16 protein-coding genes are annotated in these 18126 nt (G+C 66.0%); 15 read left to right on the top strand and 1 reads right to left on the bottom strand.

The window, feature by feature from the left end:
• Positions 1-5 precede the first annotated feature (5 nt).
• The 8 genes from GE073_RS10520 (at position 6) to GE073_RS10555 (ending at position 7659) form a co-directional block, all read left to right on the top strand.
• Complete coding sequence (locus GE073_RS10520) at positions 6-455, top strand: DUF2577 domain-containing protein (protein ID WP_153783427.1); 450 nt, start codon at positions 6-8, stop codon at positions 453-455.
• Positions 455-874, top strand: a complete 420-nt coding sequence (locus GE073_RS10525; protein WP_153783428.1) for a DUF2634 domain-containing protein — start codon at positions 455-457, stop codon at positions 872-874. The genes GE073_RS10520 and GE073_RS10525 overlap by 1 nt, the downstream gene beginning before the upstream one ends.
• Positions 867-1931, top strand: a complete 1065-nt coding sequence (locus GE073_RS10530; RefSeq protein ID WP_153783429.1) for a baseplate J/gp47 family protein — start codon at positions 867-869, stop codon at positions 1929-1931. The genes GE073_RS10525 and GE073_RS10530 overlap by 8 nt, the downstream gene beginning before the upstream one ends.
• Positions 1921-2496: a putative phage tail protein gene (locus GE073_RS10535; protein ID WP_153783430.1), complete on the top strand. Its 576-nt coding sequence runs from the start codon at positions 1921-1923 to the stop codon at positions 2494-2496. Before GE073_RS10530 ends, GE073_RS10535 begins: the two co-directional genes overlap by 11 nt.
• A gap of 6 nt (positions 2497-2502) precedes the next feature.
• The gene (locus GE073_RS10540; RefSeq protein ID WP_153783431.1) at positions 2503-3837 is read left to right on the top strand and encodes a discoidin domain-containing protein; all 1335 of its coding nucleotides are present in this window, start codon (positions 2503-2505) and stop codon (positions 3835-3837) included.
• Positions 3830-4276, top strand: coding sequence for a hypothetical protein (locus GE073_RS10545; protein ID WP_153783432.1), 447 nt, complete (start codon positions 3830-3832; stop codon positions 4274-4276). The genes GE073_RS10540 and GE073_RS10545 overlap by 8 nt, the downstream gene beginning before the upstream one ends.
• Positions 4277-4737: 461 nt before the next feature.
• Positions 4738-5598, top strand: coding sequence for a C39 family peptidase (locus tag GE073_RS10550; RefSeq protein ID WP_153783433.1), 861 nt, complete (start codon positions 4738-4740; stop codon positions 5596-5598).
• 102 nt (positions 5599-5700) lie between these two features.
• Entirely contained in the window at positions 5701-7659 is a 1959-nt protein-coding gene (locus tag GE073_RS10555) for a PAS domain-containing hybrid sensor histidine kinase/response regulator (protein WP_153783434.1), read from the top strand.
• A gap of 128 nt (positions 7660-7787) precedes the next feature.
• On the opposite strand, the gene GE073_RS10560 is transcribed toward GE073_RS10555, so the two are convergent.
• A complete protein-coding gene (locus GE073_RS10560) occupies positions 7788-9020 on the bottom strand; it encodes an aminopeptidase (protein ID WP_153783435.1) in 1233 nt (410 codons plus the stop codon).
• Positions 9021-9143: 123 nt separating this feature from the next.
• Between GE073_RS10560 and GE073_RS10565 the strand changes: the two genes are divergently transcribed.
• The 7 genes from GE073_RS10565 to GE073_RS10595 all read left to right on the top strand — a co-directional run bounded on the left by GE073_RS10565 (position 9144) and on the right by GE073_RS10595 (position 17239).
• Positions 9144-9725: a GNAT family N-acetyltransferase gene (locus tag GE073_RS10565; RefSeq protein WP_228551426.1), complete on the top strand. Its 582-nt coding sequence runs from the start codon at positions 9144-9146 to the stop codon at positions 9723-9725.
• Positions 9700-10638, top strand: a complete 939-nt coding sequence (locus tag GE073_RS10570) for an AraC family transcriptional regulator (protein WP_194843346.1) — start codon at positions 9700-9702, stop codon at positions 10636-10638. The genes GE073_RS10565 and GE073_RS10570 overlap by 26 nt, the downstream gene beginning before the upstream one ends.
• 90 nt (positions 10639-10728) lie before the next feature.
• Complete coding sequence (locus tag GE073_RS10575) at positions 10729-12231, top strand: alpha-glucosidase/alpha-galactosidase (RefSeq protein ID WP_153783438.1); 1503 nt, start codon at positions 10729-10731, stop codon at positions 12229-12231.
• Positions 12232-12496: 265 nt separating this feature from the next.
• On the top strand, positions 12497-14872 hold the full coding sequence (locus tag GE073_RS10580; RefSeq protein WP_153783439.1) for an alpha/beta hydrolase: 2376 nt from the start codon (positions 12497-12499) through the stop codon (positions 14870-14872).
• A gap of 165 nt (positions 14873-15037) precedes the next feature.
• Entirely contained in the window at positions 15038-15742 is a 705-nt protein-coding gene (locus GE073_RS10585; protein WP_028599630.1) for a DsbA family protein, read from the top strand.
• A gap of 114 nt (positions 15743-15856) precedes the next feature.
• On the top strand, positions 15857-16342 hold the full coding sequence (locus tag GE073_RS10590; RefSeq protein ID WP_153783440.1) for a disulfide oxidoreductase: 486 nt from the start codon (positions 15857-15859) through the stop codon (positions 16340-16342).
• Positions 16343-16561: 219 nt separating this feature from the next.
• Positions 16562-17239 carry a transcriptional regulator gene (locus GE073_RS10595; protein WP_153783441.1) on the top strand — a complete coding sequence of 226 codons (678 nt, stop codon included), beginning with the start codon at positions 16562-16564 and terminating at the stop codon, positions 17237-17239.
• The last annotated feature ends 887 nt before the right edge of the window (positions 17240-18126 follow it).

Here is an 18126-nt window from a genome sequence, read left to right on the forward strand (position 1 = left end):
GCAGCATGGACAGAGCAGAAGGTTCGGGCGCGAGCCAGCTCGTGCAGCTCATGCGGAGCATCGGCTGGAACGCGGATACGACGATCGAGCTCGGCACCGTCGTCGCGGAGCCTCCCGAGCTGAAGATCCGGCTCGACCATACGGAGCTGGTGCTGGAGAAGGACGATCTCGTCGTCGCCGAGAGGCTGACGAGCCACATGCGCAAGGTAAAGGTGGACGCGGAGAAAGTCATGAGCGCAAGCGCGGGCTTGTCGCCCTCCTCGGCAACGCTGGTGACATCGGGAGGGACGCTTACGATTACGACGCAGAAATTGGAGATGCAAGCGGGCGACTTCGCGCTTTCGGACGCCGAGCTCACCTACATCGACGAGCTCAAGCCGGGCGAGCGCGTCATCGTCGCCGGCGTGCAGCAGGGCCAGCTGTACCTCGTCCTCGATCGGGCGGTGACGTACTGATGGCGCTGTCGCCGCTGAAGCCGCGAAGCTCGGCCGCATCCGCCGCGCCGCCGGCGCCGCGTCCGTCCCGGACGTACGCGCTCGACTTCGCTGGCGGACAGCTCGAGAACCGGCTGATCGACGGGGAGGAGGCGCTGCGTCAGGCGGTCGAGAAGGCGCTGCGGACGGCGCGCTTCCGCTATCTCGCCTGCGACTGGAGCTACGGCTCCGAGCTCGAGCGCCTGATCGGCGAGGACTTGACGCCGGAGCTGATGCGCAGCGAGGTTCCGCGCGTCATCCGGGAAGCGCTGCTCGCGGACGACCGGGTGCTGGACGTGGTGGATTTTGCCCTGGACAGCCAGGGAGACCGGCTGAGCGCCCGCTTCGCGGTCGTCCACAAGGACGGATTATTGCAGCAGGAGGTGACGCTGCTTGTTTGAGCAGCATACGAAGCAAGCGATTCTGGAGCGGATGCTGGCGGCCGTGCCGCCGGAGCTCGACCGCCGGCCGGGGTCGGTCGTCCACGACATGCTGTCGCCGGCGGCGATCGAGCTGGCCCAGCTCTACATTCGGCTCGGCCAGACGCTGGACTGGGGGTTCGCCGGACCGCAGCAGCCGGGTCCGTATCTCGATCTGCGCGCCGCCGAGATGGGACTGGCGCGCAAGCCCGGCACGAAAAGCTCCGGCGAGCTGCTGTTCGCCGGAGCCGCGGGCACCCGCATCCGCGAGGGAACGATCGCCTCGCTGCCGGACGGGACGGTCTCGTTCGCGACCCGCGAGGCGGCGACCATCGGGGAAGGCAAGCAGATCCTCGTCCGCGCGGTCTCCTCGGAGCCGGGCGCGGCCGGCAACGTGCAGCCGGGCTCGATCAGCCGCGTGCTGGGCGATCTGGCCGGCATCGTCGCCGTCAGCAATCCGAAGGCGTTCGCCGGCGGGGCGGATGAAGAGAGCGACGCGTCGCTGCTGCAGCGGTACTATGACCGCGTCCGCACGCCAGCCACGAGCGGCAACGCCGGCCATTACCGCCAGTGGGCGCTGGAGGTGGAAGGCATCGGCGACGTCAAGGTGTTCGAGGTGTGGCAAGGGGGCGGCACGGTCAAGCTGTCGCTGCTCGGCCCAGACGGAACGCCGGCCAAGCCGGACAAGGTCGATCTGGCGCGGGCAGCGATCGAGGCGCGCAGGCCGATCGGGGCCAAGGTGACGGTCGCTCCGGCGAAAGGAATCGAGATCGACGTCGCGGCGCAGCTGCGCTTCGTGCCGGGCGTGGAGCTCGAGCCGATCGTCGCCGAGTTCCGGCGGCGGCTGGCCGCCTATCTGGCCGGCCTCGCCTTTAAGAAGGACCGCGTGCCGTTCAACCGCATCGCCGGTATCCTGATCGGCATCGACGAGGTCGACGATTACGTCAGCCTGGCGATGAACGGCGGCAGCGCCGACATCGCGCTCGAGGCGGACATGGTGCCGGTCGCGGGAAAGGTCGAGATCGAGTATGACGTATAGCCTGGCGGAGCAGATGATGGGCATGCTGCCCAAGTATTACGAAGATGCGCTCGCCGCGATCGCGATCATCGAGCGCGAGGCGGCGGAGCTGGCGTTCGCCTCCGGCCAGCTGGACGAGGCGTTCCGCCAGTTTTTCCTCGAGACGGCGACATGGGGCTTGTCCCGCTGGGAAGAGGCCTGCGGCATCACCGCAAGCGGCAGCAAGCCGCTCGACCAGCGGCGCTCGCTGATCAAGTCGCGGCTGCGCGGAGCCGGCACGGTGACGCTCGCCGTCATCCGCAGCGTCGTCGATTCGTTCGAGAACGGCGAGATCTCGGTCGAGGAGAAGTTCGGCGACTGGAAGGTCGTCGTCACGTTCATCGGCAAGCGCGGCGTGCCGCCGAACCTGGCGGACGTGAAGTCGGCGGTGCGCGAGATTTTGCCGGCCCATCTGCTGCTGGAGTTCCAGTTCACCTATCTGCGATGGGAAGAGCTGGACGCGGCCGGACTGGACTGGAACGCGCTGGAGCGGCTCGGCTTCAGCTGGGACGCGCTTGAGGTGTGGAATCCTGTGGAAGGGAAGTGATCCGTCATGGCGCAGCTGCCTAGCGGACTCAAGACATTCGAGCCCTCGGACATCGTCCGCAGAGCGGCTCAAAATGAAAATATCGAAGCGCTGGACCGGTTCGTCGTCAAGACGAGCTCGGCCAACGTCGCCAAAAACAAACGCGCCGCCGCGACGGGCGGCGTGCTGATCGGCCTGCCGACCGCTCCGTGGTCTTCCGCGGCGGCCGGAGAGGGAGGCCGCTGGGCGCTGCCTGCCGGCTCCGTTTATCCGCTGTCGCTGACGGTCGATCTCGGCCTGCCTTGCGCCAAGCTGGAAGGGATCAGCTTTGGCGGATGGCCGGTCCAGAGCGCCGCCTCGCTGCCGAAGGACTTCATCGTCGAGGCGAGTCCGAACGGGACCGACTGGGTCAAGACCTACGATCATGCCGGCAAGCCGGCCTATTCGCCGCTGTCGTACCTGCCGTTCTCGGCGAACGCCGATTGCCGCTATGTCCGGCTGACGGTCAAGGCGGCCGCTGCCGCCGACGGCTCCGCTTCCGTCTCCTGCCTGAGCGTGTTCAGCTCGAGCCACGGCAACCGGGATCTCGACCCGCTCGACGACGAGCGCGGCTGGGGGCTAAATGCGCGGCTGCAAGGACTCGTCGTCATGAGCGAGGGCGGCATCGTCGACGACGGGGCGGGCAAGGTGACGCTCGACGGCACGCTCATCGTCATGAATCCGGCCTCGGGCAGCTACATCCGGGTGTCGCGGGGCACGTTCACGCTCGGCGCGTGGGATTATCTTTATATCGATCTGCCGCTTGGGACGGCAGGCGAGATCGCGGCTCAGAAGGGCGTCTATTTGGAAAACGGACGTCCTTACGACCATCGGAACCGGCTCGTGCTCGCGCAGCGCAACGGAGTCGGCCTCGTCCATTTCAACTTCGCGATCACCTCGCGGCTGGCGGGCAGCAACACGCTCGCCCAGCGCGCGCTGACGGCCGATTACGCGGCGGGGGCGGGCAATGCCACGAGCGCAGCCAACGCCGACAAGGTGGACGGCATCCATTTTTCCGCCGCGGGCGGCAAGCTGCAGTACAACGACGGAACGGGGTGGAAAGGCGTGGGAATCAAGCGAGTGCTGAGGGGGACGACGGCAATCGGCTACCCCAATATATCCATTGAAGTGCCGCTTCCGGGCGTCGACAGCTCGAAAAGCTTCCTGCAGGTGACTTCGTCGCTATATACGCATAAGAATGACACGTCCTTTTCATCGGGGGTATTCGCTCAACTGTTCAATGACCGAATTTATCTGTTCTCTTCCCAGCTCGCCTTAGGAAGGGACTTCCACATTTCCTGGGAGGTGATCGAATTTGCCTAGCTATTACGCGCAAATCGCGGCGGACGGACGGGTCGTCGGGCGCTGCGAATATCCGGAGCCGTTCGAGCACAGCTCGCTCGTGCCGTTGACGGAGGAGCAGTACGGACAGCCGGGCCTGCTGTTCGCCCGCTATGCGGACGGCGTCCTGTCGGGCACAGCGGCGCTGCTGACGGCCGACAAGGGAGAGCTGGTCGCGGACGGCGCGGATCCGATCCGGGTCATGCTGCTTGTCGGAGATTGGATGTCGCGGCTGGACGAGAGCTTCAGCGGCGTCGTGCCGGTGTCGGTGCAGGGCCAGACGCAGCCGGTGCAGGTCAGCGGCGGCACCGCGACGTTCACGGTGACGAGCCGCGAGCCCGGCGTGCTGCGGATCGCGACGCAGGGGCTCGATCGCAACGCGGAACTATTCGTTAAGGCGGTGAAGCCCGGTGAGCGATGACACGAAGCGCAAGCTCCGCAAAGAGGGCGCGGCGGCAGCGGGCGAGACGCCGGGCATCAACGGCCGCCAAGCAGGAGGCGCGGCAGCGGGCGAGCTGGGCGGAGGGCTGCTGGAAATCCGCAGCTCCGGCGCGGAGAACTGGGATCTGATGCGCCTGCCGGCAGCGGACTCGCTGCCGGTCGCGGCGAGCTTCGAGGTCGCGGCCCGCGCCGCGAGGCTGATGAGCGAGGAGCTGGCTGAAAGGACGCTCGCGCGAACCGGGCAGACGCCATTCGAGCCGTCGCTGCAGCTCGTCTGCGAGATGCTGCAGGACGTGCTGCTCGGCCAGCAGCTGCTGCTGGATCGGCTGCAGGAGCTGGCCGATTCTGCCGAAGCGGGCGGGATCGTCGAGCCTGCCGCCATTCCATACGTGAGCCTCGGCTCGATCCCGCCGCCGGCCGCCGGCGGCGGAGAGCGTCGTCATGAGCGGAGCGACGGCGTCGGGCTCGACGCCGGAATTCCGGGGACCGCTGTCGGCGGCGAGCGCTGCCGCGCCGAACGCGGCGGTGCGGCTCGTCCAAGAGCGGCTGTCCGCGCTCGGCTACTCGGGCGCGGACGGGGCGCCGCTGAAGGCGGACGGCTGCTTCGGCCGGAATACGCTGCATGCGGTGAACCGCTTCAAGACGCGGAGCCGGCTCGGCAATGCGGGCAGCGCGGCCGGCGTCGTCGGACGCCAGACCTGGGAGGCGCTGTTCGCTTCCACGGCCGTCCGCGAGGAGCGCGTCTCGCGCGAACGGATCTATTACAGCCAGGAGGACCCGCGCTGGCGAAATGTGCCGTACACGATCGGGGGGAAGGAAACGATCGGCAGCTCCGGCTGCGGTCCGACCTGCATGGCGATGGCCGTCGCGAGCCTGACGCAAGCCAGGCCGCTGCCGACGGAGCTGGCGGCCTTTTCCGTCAAGGGCGGGCACCGGACGCGCGCTTCCGGCACGTCCTGGAGCTTCTTTCCGGCGGCAAGCCGCGAGTACGGCCTCGCCTGCAAAGCGACGGGCTCCATCGACGAGGCGCGCGCGGCGCTGCAGCGCGGCGATGTGGCCATCGCCTCGATGAAGCCGGGCCGATTCACGTCGGCGGGGCATTTCATCCTGCTGGCCGAGCCGGCGCGGACGGCGGCAGGGGAGCCGGGCTTCCTCGTCTTCGATCCCAATCCGGACAACCGGCTGTATCGCGGCGCGGTCGACGAGGGCGTGCCCGACGACGGCCGGGTGACGGCGCCGGAAGCGCTGCTGCGGCAGGAGGCCAAGCAGTTCTGGCTCTTGGCGGCCGGTCCGGCCGGCTGAGGGGGCTTGCCTGCCTTTTTTTTCAGATGAGGTGCGAGAGCCGGCCGATACGGTTAATATAGGGGGAGATCAAACCGACGGACCGGGAGTGGACATCAAATCATGGAAAATAACGCAGCGCAGCGAAGCGGAGCGGGGGGGCGGACGCCAGCCCAGCCCAGCCGGGCCATGCTGGCCTCGGTCATCAGCCTCAGCCCCGTTCCCCTCCTTCTTTTCGATTCCGGCTTGAGCATCATGACGGTCAATCCGGCCTTTCTCCGCACCTTCGCCTGCACGGAGCAGGAGCTGACGGGCCTCGGAGCCGACGCGCTCGCGAGGCTCTGCTTTCCGGCGGACAGCCTCTGCAGGGCGGAGCTGGCCCGCATTCGTCAGCTGGAGCCGATCGATTGCGAGGAGGAGATGACGCTCCAAAGCGGCGAGCGCCGCATGTTCCGCATCATCGGCTACGCGCTCGATGGAGAGGAAGGCGCGGGCGGAGGGTATCTGCTCAGCCTCGAGGACGTTTCCGAGCGCAAGCGGTTCGAGCTTCAGCTGCAGGAATCGGTCGAGCGGTATACCTCGCTCAAGAAATACAATCACGACGCGGTCATTTCCCTCGATCTGCAGGGGCGAGTGATCAACTACAACCAGGAGGCCGGCCGGCTGCTCGGCATGCCGGTGGAGGAGCTCGCGGGCAAGGACTTCTCGCCGTATCTGCTCGTCGAGGAGATCGGGCCGATCCTTCGCCAGGCGAGCCAGGACACGGAAGCCGAGCGGCAGCTCAGCGGCATGCGGCATCGCAGCGGACGCGTGACGGAGATCCTCGCCTCGATCGCTCCGATCATCATCAACGGGACGATCAAGGGCTATTACCTGATCGCCAAGGACATGAGCGAGCAGAAGAAGCTGCTCATCGAAAAGGAAGCCGCCGAGGCGACGAACCGGGCCAAAAACGAATTCCTGACGATGATGAGCCACGAGATCCGCAATCCGATGAACGGCATCCTCGGGCTGACGCGCATGGTGCTCGACACGCCGCTCGAAGAAGAGGCCCGGCGCTATATCGAGCTGATCCGCAAGAGCAGCCATGCGCTGCTTCATATCGTCAACGACACGCTCGACTACACGCGGCTGGAGTCGGCCGGCGCCGAGGCGGCGGAGGAGCGTCCGTTCCGGCTTGCCGAGCTGCTCGACGAGATCGTCGCGATCCAGATGCCGATCGTCGTCCAAAAAGGGCTCAAGCTTGAAACAGCGATCGCCGCGGACGTGCCGGCGGAGCTGCTCGGGGATCGCGAAAAGCTCGGCAAGGTGCTGCTCAACCTGATCGGCAATGCCGTCAAGTTCACCGAGCGCGGGCAGATACGGGCGGTCTTTTCGGCGGGCGGCGAGGATCGCGGCTCCAGGCTCATCGAATGCGAGGTATCCGATACCGGCATCGGCATTACGGAGACGGAGCAGCAGCAGCTGTTCCATCCGTTCCGCCGCATCGGCACCTATATGACTCGTACGGAGGAGGGAAGCGGTCTCGGCCTTGCCATCTCCCGCCGGCTGGTGGAGCTGATGGGCGGCACGATCGAGGTCGAGTCGGAGCCGGGCCAGGGCTCTCGCTTCCGCTTCGCCGCGAAGGCCGCCCGGGATCAGCCGCCGCACGCCCTGCCGGATGCGGCGATGGCCGCGCCCGAGCCGGACGGTCCGCTGCGCGTGCTGGTCGCGGAGGACAACGAGATCAATCAGCTCGTCATCCGCAAGATGCTCGAAAAGTCGGGCCATTCCGTCCGCGTCGTCGCGAACGGCGCCGAGGTGCTGGAGGCGCTGCAAGAGCCGGAGCCTTACGATCTGCTGCTGCTCGATATTCTGATGCCGGTGCTCGGCGGCTTCGAGACGATGGACGAGATCCGGGCGATGGGGCTCGCGCGCCCGCCGTATGTCGTCGCCGTGACGGCGAACGCGCTGCGCGGCGACCGGGAAGCCTGCCTCGCGGCAGGCATGGACGACTATCTCAGCAAGCCGATCCGGCGCGACAAGCTGGAGGAGGCCATCGACGCCTATCGCAGCTCGGCCAAGGCGCGGCAGCGAGGCTGAGCCGCGAGGCGCAAGCGTCCGCAATCATAAAAAACCCGGGAACGAACGGAGCGAGGTCCGTTTGTTCCCGGGTTTTTGCATGCGGCGACGCCTGTTCAGATCCGCTGGCGCGCTCGCAGATGCCTGGCTTAGAACGCCCAGTTGCCGGCGCGGAAGATCGGCTCTACGCTGCCGTCCTCGGCGATGCCGTCGATGTTCATGTCGGCGGAGCCGATCATGAAGTCGACATGCGTGATGCTCGTGTTCAGGCCGCGGGCGGCGAGCTCTTCCTGGGAAAGCCCTTTGCCGCCCTCGATGTTGAAGGCGTATGCGCTGCCGAGCGCCAGATGGTTCGAGGCGTTCTCGTCGAACAGCGTATTGTAGTACAGGATGTTCGAGCGGGAGATCGGGGAGTCGAACGGCACGAGCGCCACTTCGCCGATGCGGCGGGCGCCGGCATCCATCTCAAGCAGCCCTTCGAGCGTCTCCAGGCCGCGCTCGGCCTCGGCCTTGACGACGCTGCCGTTCTCGAACGTCAGCTTGAAGTTGTCGATGATGGTGCCGCCGTAGCTGAGCGGCTTGGTGCTCGAGACGTAGCCGTTCACGCCGTCCGCCTTGGCGGCGGTGAACACTTCCTCGGTCGGCAGGTTGGCGACGAACGGGATGCCGGCCTCGTTGACGCTGTCCGCCGCCACCCACAGATGGCCCTCCGGCAGCTCGATCATCAGATCGGTTCCCGGCGCGGTGTAATGGAGCTTTTTGTACTTGCGCGCGTTCAGATGCTCGGAGCGGGAGTTCAGGCTCGCGATATGCTCCTCCCACGCCGCCACCGGATCGTCGAGATCGCAGCGGACGGCTTTGAGGATCGAGTTCCAAAGGCTTATGTACTGCTCTTCCTCGGTAGAGCCGGGGAATACCTTGGCCGCCCATGCCTTGGACGGAGCGGCGACGACGCACCAGCTGAACTTGTCGGACTGCGTCATCTGGCGGTAGGCCGCCATCGCTTTGCCGTACGTCTTCTGGTGGTTGACGATCCGCTGCTTGTCGATGCCCTTCAGCAGGTCGGGGTCGGAGGAGACGACGCTGATGGCGGCTCCGCCCTGCTCGCCGAGCTCGGTCATTTCGCCGGCGTACCATTTGGGCTCCTCGAGGAAAGCCTCGTCCGGAGCGAGCTCATAGCGGGTGCGGGCGATCGTATCGTCGGACCAGTTTACTTTGACGGAGTAGGCTCCTGCCTCATATGCCTTGCGGACGAGTCCGCGCACCAGGTCGGCCGAGTCGAGCGTCGCGTTGATGGCGAGCTTCTGTCCGGGCTGGATGCGAACTCCGACCCGGATGATGAGATCGGCGTAGCGTTCGATTTGCTGCTGCAATTTGCTCAAGTGGTTCAGCCTCCATTCGCGTATCGTCATGCAGTCCTATTGTACACGATCCCGTTCGAAAAAAGACAATCGCGTGCTATGATGGAAAAAACGAGCCCGCTTTCGGGCAGGGAGGCGAAGGCGATGTTCCATCGCCGGCTGGAAGGCGGCTGCGAGCTGCGGGTGCTCGCTCCTGCCGACGCGAAGGCGCTGTACCGGACGCTGGAAAAGGATCGGCGCGAGCTGGAGACATGGCTGCCCTGGGTCGGACAGATCCGCTCCGCGGCGGACATGAAGGATTATGTACGCTTCGAGTGCAAGCGCTACAAGGAGGGCAAGGCGATGTCGGCCGTGCTGCTGGACGGGGCGTCCGCGGCGGGCATGATCAGCTTCCAGGAGCTGGACTTCCGCCACCGCAAGGCGTCGCTCGGCTACTGGCTCGGCAGCGCCTGGCAGGGACGGGGACTGATGGCGCAGGCGGCCGGCGAGATGCTCTCGTTCGCCTACGGGACGCTGGACCTGAACCGCGTCGAGATCCGCGCGCGCACGGACAACCGCCGCAGCCGGGCGGTCGCGCTGCGCCTCGGCTTCTCGCTCGAGGGCGTGCTGCGGGAGGAGGAGCATGCGGACGGCATGTTCCTCGACCATGCCGTCTACGGCCTGCTGGCGCGAGACTGGGCGAGAGGGAGGGCGAGCACCGATGTTCCGGACAGGCAGCCTGTTTGATCCGGCCGTGCGCCGAGGCGGCTGCGAGCCGGAGGTGACGGCGTATTATTTCAAGAAATGGCAAGGCTACGCGATGGACTACCACCGCCACGACGCGACCGAGATCATGTACGTCATGGAGGGAGGCTGCCTCGTCGAGACCGAGCCGGGGACGCCGATGGAGCCGGGCAGCGCCGCCAGCCGCCTGAAGCGCGGAGACCTCGTGCTGCTCGACGCGAACGTGCCGCATCGCCTGCTCGTCCGCGAGGAATGCCGGATGCTCAACGTGGAGTTCCGCTTCGTGGCGGCGGCTGCGCCGCTCGCGGAGGCGGCCGCTCTTGCCGAGGCGGACGCGCCGCTGGCGGAGTGGCTGTCGAGGAAGGCGCCCAGCCTCGTGCTGCGGGACAGCCGGGAGCGGGCGCTGCAGACGCTGCGCCAGCTCGTGCTGGAGCTCGACGAATCCGGAATCGGCGGCAGCGCCATGTCGAGGCTGCTGCACGCCCAGCTGCTGCTGCGGCTGTCGCGGCTGGAGACGGCCCATGCGGCCGAGCGTCCGCAGGACGGCTACGTGGAGCAGGCCAAGCGCTATATGGCCGAGCGGCTCGACCAGCCGCTGCAGGCGGAGCAGGTGGCGGCGGCGGTCCGCCTGCATCCGGGCTATTTGCAGCGGATTTTCCGGCAGGCGGAGGGCGTCACGCTCGGCGGCTACCTGTCGGCGATCCGGCTGGAAAAGGCGCGGCAGCTGCTCCGGCATTCCTCGATCCCCGTGTCCGACCTGTGGGATTACGTCGGCCTCGGCAGCCGCGCCTACTTCCATGCGTGGTTCCGCCGCCAGACGGGCATGACGCCGTCCGAGTTCCGGCGATCCGTGACGGCGGACAGCCGTCCGGACTCCGCTTATTCGCCGGGGCAAGGTTCGGATTTCGAACAATAGCCGCAGCAATCGGTTCGTTCCGCGATAACGCTTTCTTCCCGATATCGGCTAGCATAGAGCCATCAAGAGATTGAGGGAGGAGAGAGCGACATGTCATTCAAGGTTGCTTTTATCGGCGCGGGCAGCATCGGCTTCACGAGGGGGCTGCTGCGGGATCTGCTGTCGGTGCCGGAGTTCGCGGGAATCGAGGTGGCGTTCGCCGACATCGATCCGGACAATCTGGAGCGGGTGCGCAGCCTCTGCCAGCGCGACATCGACGAGAACGGCCTCGCGATCCGGATCCAGGCGACGACGGACCGGCGCGAGGCGCTGAAGGGCGCGAAATACATCCTCAACACGATCCGGGTCGGCGGGCTCGAGGCGTTCCGCACCGACGTGGAGATTCCGCTCCGCTACGGCATCGACCAGTGCGTCGGCGACACGCTCTGCGCCGGCGGCATCATGTACGGGCAGCGCGGCATCGCCGAGATGCTCGCCATCTGCAAGGACATCCGCGAATTCGCCCGCGAGGATGCGCTGCTGCTCAACTACGCCAACCCGATGGCGATGCTCACCTGGGCGTGCAACGCGTACGGAGGCGTGCGGACGATCGGACTGTGCCACGGCGTGCAGGGCGGCCACCATCAGATCGCGCAGGCGCTCGGGCTGGAGATGGACGAGGTGGACATCGTCTGCGCGGGCATCAACCACCAGACCTGGTACGTCAGCGTCAAGACCGGCGGCGTCGACCGCACCGGCGACCTGCTGGAGGCGTTCGAGCGCCATCCCGACTTCGCCCGGACGGAAAAGGTGCGGATCGACATGCTGCGGCGCTTCGGCTATTACAGCACGGAATCGAACGGCCATCTGAGCGAATACGTGCCCTGGTACCGCAAGCGTCCGCAGGAGATCCCGGACTGGATCGACCTGAACAGCTGGATCAACGGGGAGACCGGAGGCTATCTGCGCGTCTGCACCGAGGGCCGGCTCTGGTTCGAGACGGAGTTCCCGGCGTGGATGAAGGAGCCTGCGCTGCGGTACGAGGCGTCGGAGCGGAGCCAGGAGCACGGCGGCTACATCATCGAATCGCTGGAAACGGGGCGGGTGTACCGCGGCCACTTCAACGTCGTCAATCGCGGCGTCATCTCGAATTTGCCGGATGACTGCATCATCGAGGCGCCGGGCTACGTCGACCGCAACGGCATCTCGATGCCGGTCGTCGGCGACCTGCCGCTCGGTCCGGCCGCCGTCTGCCAGGCGAGCGTGAACGTGCAGCGGCTGGCCGTCGAGGCGGCGGTGCGCGGCGACGACAAGCTGCTGCGCCAGGCGTTCCTGATGGATCCGCTCGTCGGCGCGGTGTGCAATCCGCCCGAGGTGTGGCAGCTCGTCGACGAGATGCTCGTCGCCGGCGAGCGCTGGCTGCCGCAGTACGGCGAGGCGATCGCCGCCGCCAAGGAGCGGCTGGCGGCCGGCAATCTCATCCCGACGCGCGAGTACGAAGGCGCGGCGAGGCTGCAGACCAAGACGCTCGAGCAGATGCAGGCGGCTCGCGACGAGGCCGACGCCAATGCCAGGGAAGCTGACAAGGGCAAGCGGCGCGCGGAGCAGAGATGAATGGGCAAGCGGGGCTGTCTGGCGTAATTCAATGGCTGTAGCCCGAATCGATCGGGCTGCAGACATCCGAGAGCTCGGTTCAGAGAGGGTGTCCCTAAGCCTAAGCCAAGGCTTTTAGGGCACCCTCGGTTTGTTTTCATGCTGCGGCTGCATTTGGCGGGGTGGCTGCCTTTGCCTGCCTTTCATGATCGCGAAGCTCTTTCTCCCCGGTCTGCTATACTGGTAGAATCGAAGAGTCAACGAGAGAAGCAGGAGGCGAGCAGACGTGTCAATCGAGTGGGGGCCGCTTGGAAGAGCGGGACAGCCGAATCGGAAGCCGTGGCGCAAGCGGTTGCTGCCGCAGGAAGCGCCCGGGCAGCGCGACACGGCTTTTTGGCTCCGGTCGATGGCGGGCGTCTGGATCGGGGCCGCGTTCCTGTGCGCCGCTTGCGCGCAAGGGCTGCCGCTCGGCTTTGGTCCCGCCTATGATCTGATGGCGATGACGCTGGCCGGCACGGCCGCGCTTGGCATCGCCGCCTGGGCGCTGTCCTGGCTGCTGTGCTGGATGAGGCTGCCGCTGCCTCGCCGGTTCGCGGGCGGCGCGCTGGCGCTTGCCGCCGGCACGGCGGGCGCGCTGCTCGTCGCGGAGCTGCGCTGGACGGCGGCGCTGCCGCTCGCGGCCGCTTACTCGCTTGCCGCCGCCGTCGGCGGAGTAGCTTTTGCCGCCGCGCTGCCGCGGCTTCGCCTTCGCCGGCCGCAGCCGCTGGCCGCGCTGCTCTGTTCCGCCGGAGCGCTGCTCGTGCTGCCGCTCCTGCTGTCGCTGCCGGCGCCGGGCTTCGGCGGCTCGGCGGACGATGCGGACGGCGCGGGCGCTGCGGGGAGCGCGATCGCGCCGGACTTGCCGGGCCGATCCGGCGCCTACGCCTACTCCGTCTTGACCTACGGCAGCGGCACCGGGCGGCGGGCGGAGTTCGCGGCGGAGGCGGACATTCGTACCTCGTCCGCAGACGCTTCGGCGCTGCTGACGGATTGGAGCCGGCTGAAGGCGTGGTACTGGGGCTTCGAGCCCGATCGGTTTCCGCTGAACGGCACGATGTGGCTGCCGGACGGAGACGGGCCGTTCCCGCTCGCGCTCATCGTGCACGGCAACCATATCGCGCAGCAGCGATCGGATGCAGGCTACGCCTACCTCGGCGAGCGGCTCGCCTCCAAAGGCTACGCCGCCGTCTCGGTCGACGAGAACTTCCTGAACTTCTCGCCCTGGACGGGCATCCCGGACGACGACATGAAGCTGCGGGCGTGGCTGCTGCTGCGCCATCTCGAGGAGCTGAAGCGTCTGTCCGGCCAGCCGGACGGACCGCTCGCCGGCAAGCTCGACGCGTCCCGGACGCTGCTGATCGGGCATTCGCGCGGCGGGCAGGCGGCCGCGATGGCGGCGGATGCGGGCAAGTGGTTCCCCGGCGATGCCGCTCTGGCCCGCTCGGTGCTCGGCGTCGCCGCGCTCGCTCCGACGGATACGGAGGAGGACGGCCAGCGGGCCGTGCTGGAGCATGCGAGCTATCTCACGCTGCACGGCTCGCGGGATGCGGATCTGACCGTCTTTTACGGAGAAAGGCAGTACGGCCGCGTGCGGCTCGACCCGGGCTCGGACCGCTTCAAGGCGGCCGTGTATATCGAGGATGCGAACCACAGCCGCTTCAACGCGGACTGGGGCACGATGGACAACTCGCTGCCGGGAGGGCTGCTGCTGCGCCAGCGGGACATGCTGAGCGGGGAGCGGCAGCGCCTGCTCGCCGCGTCGTATGTCGGGGCGTTCGCGGACGCGGTGCTCGGCGGCGACGCCGCCGCTCGCGCCTGGCTGCTGCCGGAGTCGGATGCGGCTGCGGCGTGGCCCGAGGAGCAGGGCGTTTCGGGCGAGGCGGAAGCAGGCCGTCCGGAAGCCGTTTCCGGCGTCCGGACGTACCGGCTGTACGCCGACGCAGACGAGCTGCCTGTCGCCGACTTCGAGCAGGAGGATGCCCGGCAAGCGGGCTCCGGCGTGCGCGCCGAAGCGGCGGATGGCTCCAGCTTGAGCGCCGAGCCGCTGCTCGACCGCAACGGCTCGCCCAAAGGCAGTCGAGGCGCCGTCGTCTCCTGGGGAGCTCTTGGGGCAGCCGCTGAAAGGCCGGGCAGCGATGAGGATGCGGCCGGGAGCAGCGCCGCTTCGGAAGGCAGCTGGCTGAGGCTGACCGGACTGCCTCAGCCCCCGGATCCAGGCGGCGGAGGGATTAGCTTCACGGCGGCCAACCTTGGACGCGAGCTCTGCTCCGAGGGAGCCGGCTGCGAGCCTCAAGCGCTGCAGCTCCAGGTCGTGCTGCGCGACCGAAATGGCGCCGAGGCCGAAGTCGCGGTCGCCGATGCGCTCGCGGCGGTGGAGGACGAGCCTTTCCTGCGGCCGGCCTGGCTCGACGGATTCGCCAGCGAGGGCAAGTACGACCGCCCGGCCGAGCTGGCGCGGGTGACGATTCGGCTGCCGCTGTCGGCCTTCCGCGAGGCCGAGCCGCTTCTCGATACGGACTCGCTTGACCGTCTGGAGCTGCGCTTCCGATCGGCGGACGGCGGGGCGGGGCGCATCATGCTGGACGACGTAAGCTGGTACGCCGGCGAGACGGCCGGCCGATGAGCCGGCAGCGTCGACGTTCCGGCGACTCGAGATCGTCGATTTCTCCCCCGGAATTCGTTATTTCGACGCTTGACGCTGTTCTCGCGAGCTGGCTATACTTTAGTAAGTGCCTGGGTGGCCAGGCTGCTAGATTACGAGCATCATGACCGAAAGGAAGGACGCCTCTTGAGCCAATCGAAGAGCAGCAAGAAAAAGAAGAACGTCTACGTGCCTCCAGCCAAGCAGAAGAAGGGCAACGGAGCGCTCATCTGGCTGACGATCGCCATCGCGTTCATCGCCGTCGTCATCATTCTGGGCATCAACAATTCGTCCAAGCCCCATGCCTTCAACTACGGGGAGATGCCGCGCCTCGGCGACGAGAACGCGCAGGTCAAGCTCGTCGAGTTCGGCGACTACAAGTGCCCGAGCTGCAAGCTGTTCTCCGAGCAGGTCAAGCCGCTGCTCGTCCAGGATTACATCAACGACGGCAAGGCCGCGCTGTATTTCGCGAACTACGCCTTCCTCGGACAGGATTCGGTGACGGCGGCCGTCGCGGCCCACTCCGTCTACCTGCAGGACCCGGAGCAGTTCTGGGCCTACAATGACGCGATCTATGCGAACCAAGGCGATGAGACTACCGTCTGGGCGACGCCCGAGCGGCTCGTGCAGATCGCCAAGGACGCCAAGCTCGACATCGACTTCGACAAGCTGCTGAGCGACATCAACGCCGGCGTCGGCTCCGACAAGGTCGCCGAGGAGAGCCGGCTGGCCGAGTCGACGCTCAAGGTCGGCGGCACGCCTTCGCTGTTCGTGGACGGCGAGCAGCTCCAGTTCAAAGGCTATGACGACATCAAGAAGGCGATCGACGCCAAGCTCGACGAGAAGAAGTAAGCCGCTTAGCCGGATGGAATGCGCGGAGCGGAAGAGCGCGCCTGAAATCGGCTTCGCGAAAAGCGCATGCCGTCCGCGGACGCGCCGAAATTTTGATGGGGAGGGTGGCGGCTCATGGCCGAACAGAACACCGAAGGGGAGCTCCCCGAGCATGACGAGCGGGACTCCTTTGACGAGGACGAGCCGCAAGGACTGTGGGAGCGCTACCGCTTCTACTGCGCCTGGGTCGTCGCGCTCGCAGCGACGCTGGGCAGCCTTTACCTGAGCGAGGTCGCCGGGTACATGCCATGCGACTTGTGCTGGTACCAGCGCATCTTCATGTATCCGCTGGCGGTGCTGCTCGGCATCGCGGCTTATCGCGGAGACCGGCAGATTGGCGTTTATGCGCTGCCGCTCGCCTGGATCGGCATCGCGATCTCCTTTTACCACAACCTGCTCCAATGGTTCCCGTCGCTGTCGGGCATCGTGCCGTGCAAGTCCGGCGTGCCGTGCAACCAGGATTACTTGAACTGGCTCGGCTTCATCACGATTCCGCTGATGGCGCTGACCGCCTTCGCCCTCATCCTGATCCTGCTGCATGTGAAGGGACGCCGCCGCTAGGCATCTTCGCAGCAGGCATGGCAGTCGCCTTCGCCGACTGACGTACCTCTCGCAGGACTGCCCCAGTCGAACCGAGATTCATTAAAGCAAGTCGCGAAGCGAGACATTAAAGCAAGTTGCGGTCGTGAAGCACGCGCCGCTTCAAGTCCATCCCGATCCGGGAGGGCTTGAAGCGGCTTTTTTCGTTCATTTCGAATCAGAAAAGGAGCCGAAGAAACGATGCCAAACTTTCAAACTGCCTATGACGAATGGCTGCAAGCCGAGATTCAGGACGAGACCAATCCGCGCCGCCGAGAGCTTCTGGAGAAAGGGCTGGGCCACGGCACGGTCGCTTTCCTCAAGCAAATCTGGTTCCCGACCATGCGCAGCTTCAAGCATCTGCATCCAGAATGGGAAGTGCGCGACGCGTCGAACGGCTACCGATATGTCGATCTGGCTTATCTTCCGGGCGGGGGCGCGAAGGGGGGCATCGAGATTCAGGGCTTTGGTCCTCATGCTCGAGATCTTGATGTAAGGCGCTTCAAGGACCTCAGCTGGAGGTACTCGATGCTGTCCATCGACGATTGGCTGTTCATCCCCGTCGCCTATCTGTCGATCGTCGAGGAGCCGAAGCGCTGCCAGCAGCTGGTGCTTTCTTTCGTCGGAAAGTTCATCGCGGGCGAAAGCGCAGGCTCGCTGACGGCGTTGGAGGCGGAGACGGTCCGGTACGCGAGGCGGGTATTTCGTCCGTTCACGCCTTCCGAGCTGACGGTCCATCTCAACGTGAGCGCCGCTTATGCAAGACGGATTCTGCATCGGCTGGTCGAGCTGGGGAGATTGAAGCAGGTGGGCGGGAATTTGCGCTATCGGTCCTATGCGCTCCCGGATTGGAGGCCGCTGCCCGGGTCAGACGGATGACTCGCCTGGAGCGGGTATCTGTCGCATCAGCCGCATCGCGCGGCTGATGCGGCTCGCCCGGCCGACGGCATAGGGAGGGCGACTCATCCAGAGAACGAATCTGTCGAATCGGCTGCCTCCCGGAGGCCGGTCGTTCCAGGCACATCGGAGTCTCGACTGTTCGCTATCCCGTTCGACGGCAACACGAGCGATGCGGGGGGATAAGCAGCAGCTGATCGTTCCAGGCACATCGGAGTCTCGACTGTTCGCTAACCCGTTCGACGGCAGCACGAGCGATGCGTAGTGAAAAGCAGCGGCCAGTCGTTCCAGGCACATTGGTTGCAGCTTGGGTGTGTGCGGCCTTCCGTCAATTTTGGGTCCGCTCAACGTAACGATACTAGCGAGCCTTATTTCATCGTTTGAGGCGAGTTTTGAATTCTAACGATACTGACAGAGCCTATTGGCCCTTTTCCCCTCGATTTTGAGGCTGTTTAAGAAAATAAGCTCGGTCAGTATCGTTAGATTTTTTTGGAGCCTTCTTTTCCACGAATAGCGTCTGTCAGTATCGTTAGATGGATAGCCAAGCGTCCGGCAACGCGTCAATCCAAGCCGTCGAGCCATGCTGCCGCCCGAATCATGCGACAATTCGCCACCTCTGATTGACCCGGCCCCGCGGCGGGTATATTCTTAGGGCAAGAGCTTCGTAAAAGCGTTTTCATTTTTCGGCAATCCTACATAAAACCGCGCATGCAGATCCCGTTCAAGCAGGCTTTGCGGGCGTCCGGCCGCCTGGTCCGCCTCCGGGACGAGGCGGCGGCGCATCTGCGTCAAGTAATCTATCATGGCGTGGCGCAGGTTTGCTATAATGGAACTACTTTCACCCGAATGCCGCCTGCCTTAAGCGAGAA

Origin of the sequence: Paenibacillus sp. B01, from assembly GCF_009649995.1 — a bacterium.
Lineage (GTDB): Bacteria > Bacillota > Bacilli > Paenibacillales > Paenibacillaceae > Paenibacillus_O > Paenibacillus_O pasadenensis.

Excerpts from the sequence above, each read along its gene's own strand:
- GE073_RS10595 (WP_153783441.1), top strand. The coding sequence starts at position 16,562 with ATGCCAAACTTTCAAACTGCCTATGACGAATGGCTGCAAGCCGAGATT.
- GE073_RS10550 (WP_153783433.1), top strand. The coding sequence starts at position 4,738 with ATGAGCGGAGCGACGGCGTCGGGCTCGACGCCGGAATTCCGGGGACCG.
- GE073_RS10540 (WP_153783431.1), top strand. The coding sequence starts at position 2,503 with ATGGCGCAGCTGCCTAGCGGACTCAAGACATTCGAGCCCTCGGACATC.
- GE073_RS10570 (WP_194843346.1), top strand. The coding sequence starts at position 9,700 with ATGTTCCGGACAGGCAGCCTGTTTGATCCGGCCGTGCGCCGAGGCGGC.
- GE073_RS10590 (WP_153783440.1), top strand. The coding sequence starts at position 15,857 with ATGGCCGAACAGAACACCGAAGGGGAGCTCCCCGAGCATGACGAGCGG.
- GE073_RS10525 (WP_153783428.1), top strand. The coding sequence starts at position 455 with ATGGCGCTGTCGCCGCTGAAGCCGCGAAGCTCGGCCGCATCCGCCGCG.
- GE073_RS10555 (WP_153783434.1), top strand. The coding sequence starts at position 5,701 with ATGGAAAATAACGCAGCGCAGCGAAGCGGAGCGGGGGGGCGGACGCCA.
- GE073_RS10535 (WP_153783430.1), top strand. The coding sequence starts at position 1,921 with ATGACGTATAGCCTGGCGGAGCAGATGATGGGCATGCTGCCCAAGTAT.
- GE073_RS10565 (WP_228551426.1), top strand. The coding sequence starts at position 9,144 with ATGTTCCATCGCCGGCTGGAAGGCGGCTGCGAGCTGCGGGTGCTCGCT.
- GE073_RS10520 (WP_153783427.1), top strand. The coding sequence starts at position 6 with ATGGACAGAGCAGAAGGTTCGGGCGCGAGCCAGCTCGTGCAGCTCATG.
- GE073_RS10575 (WP_153783438.1), top strand. The coding sequence starts at position 10,729 with ATGTCATTCAAGGTTGCTTTTATCGGCGCGGGCAGCATCGGCTTCACG.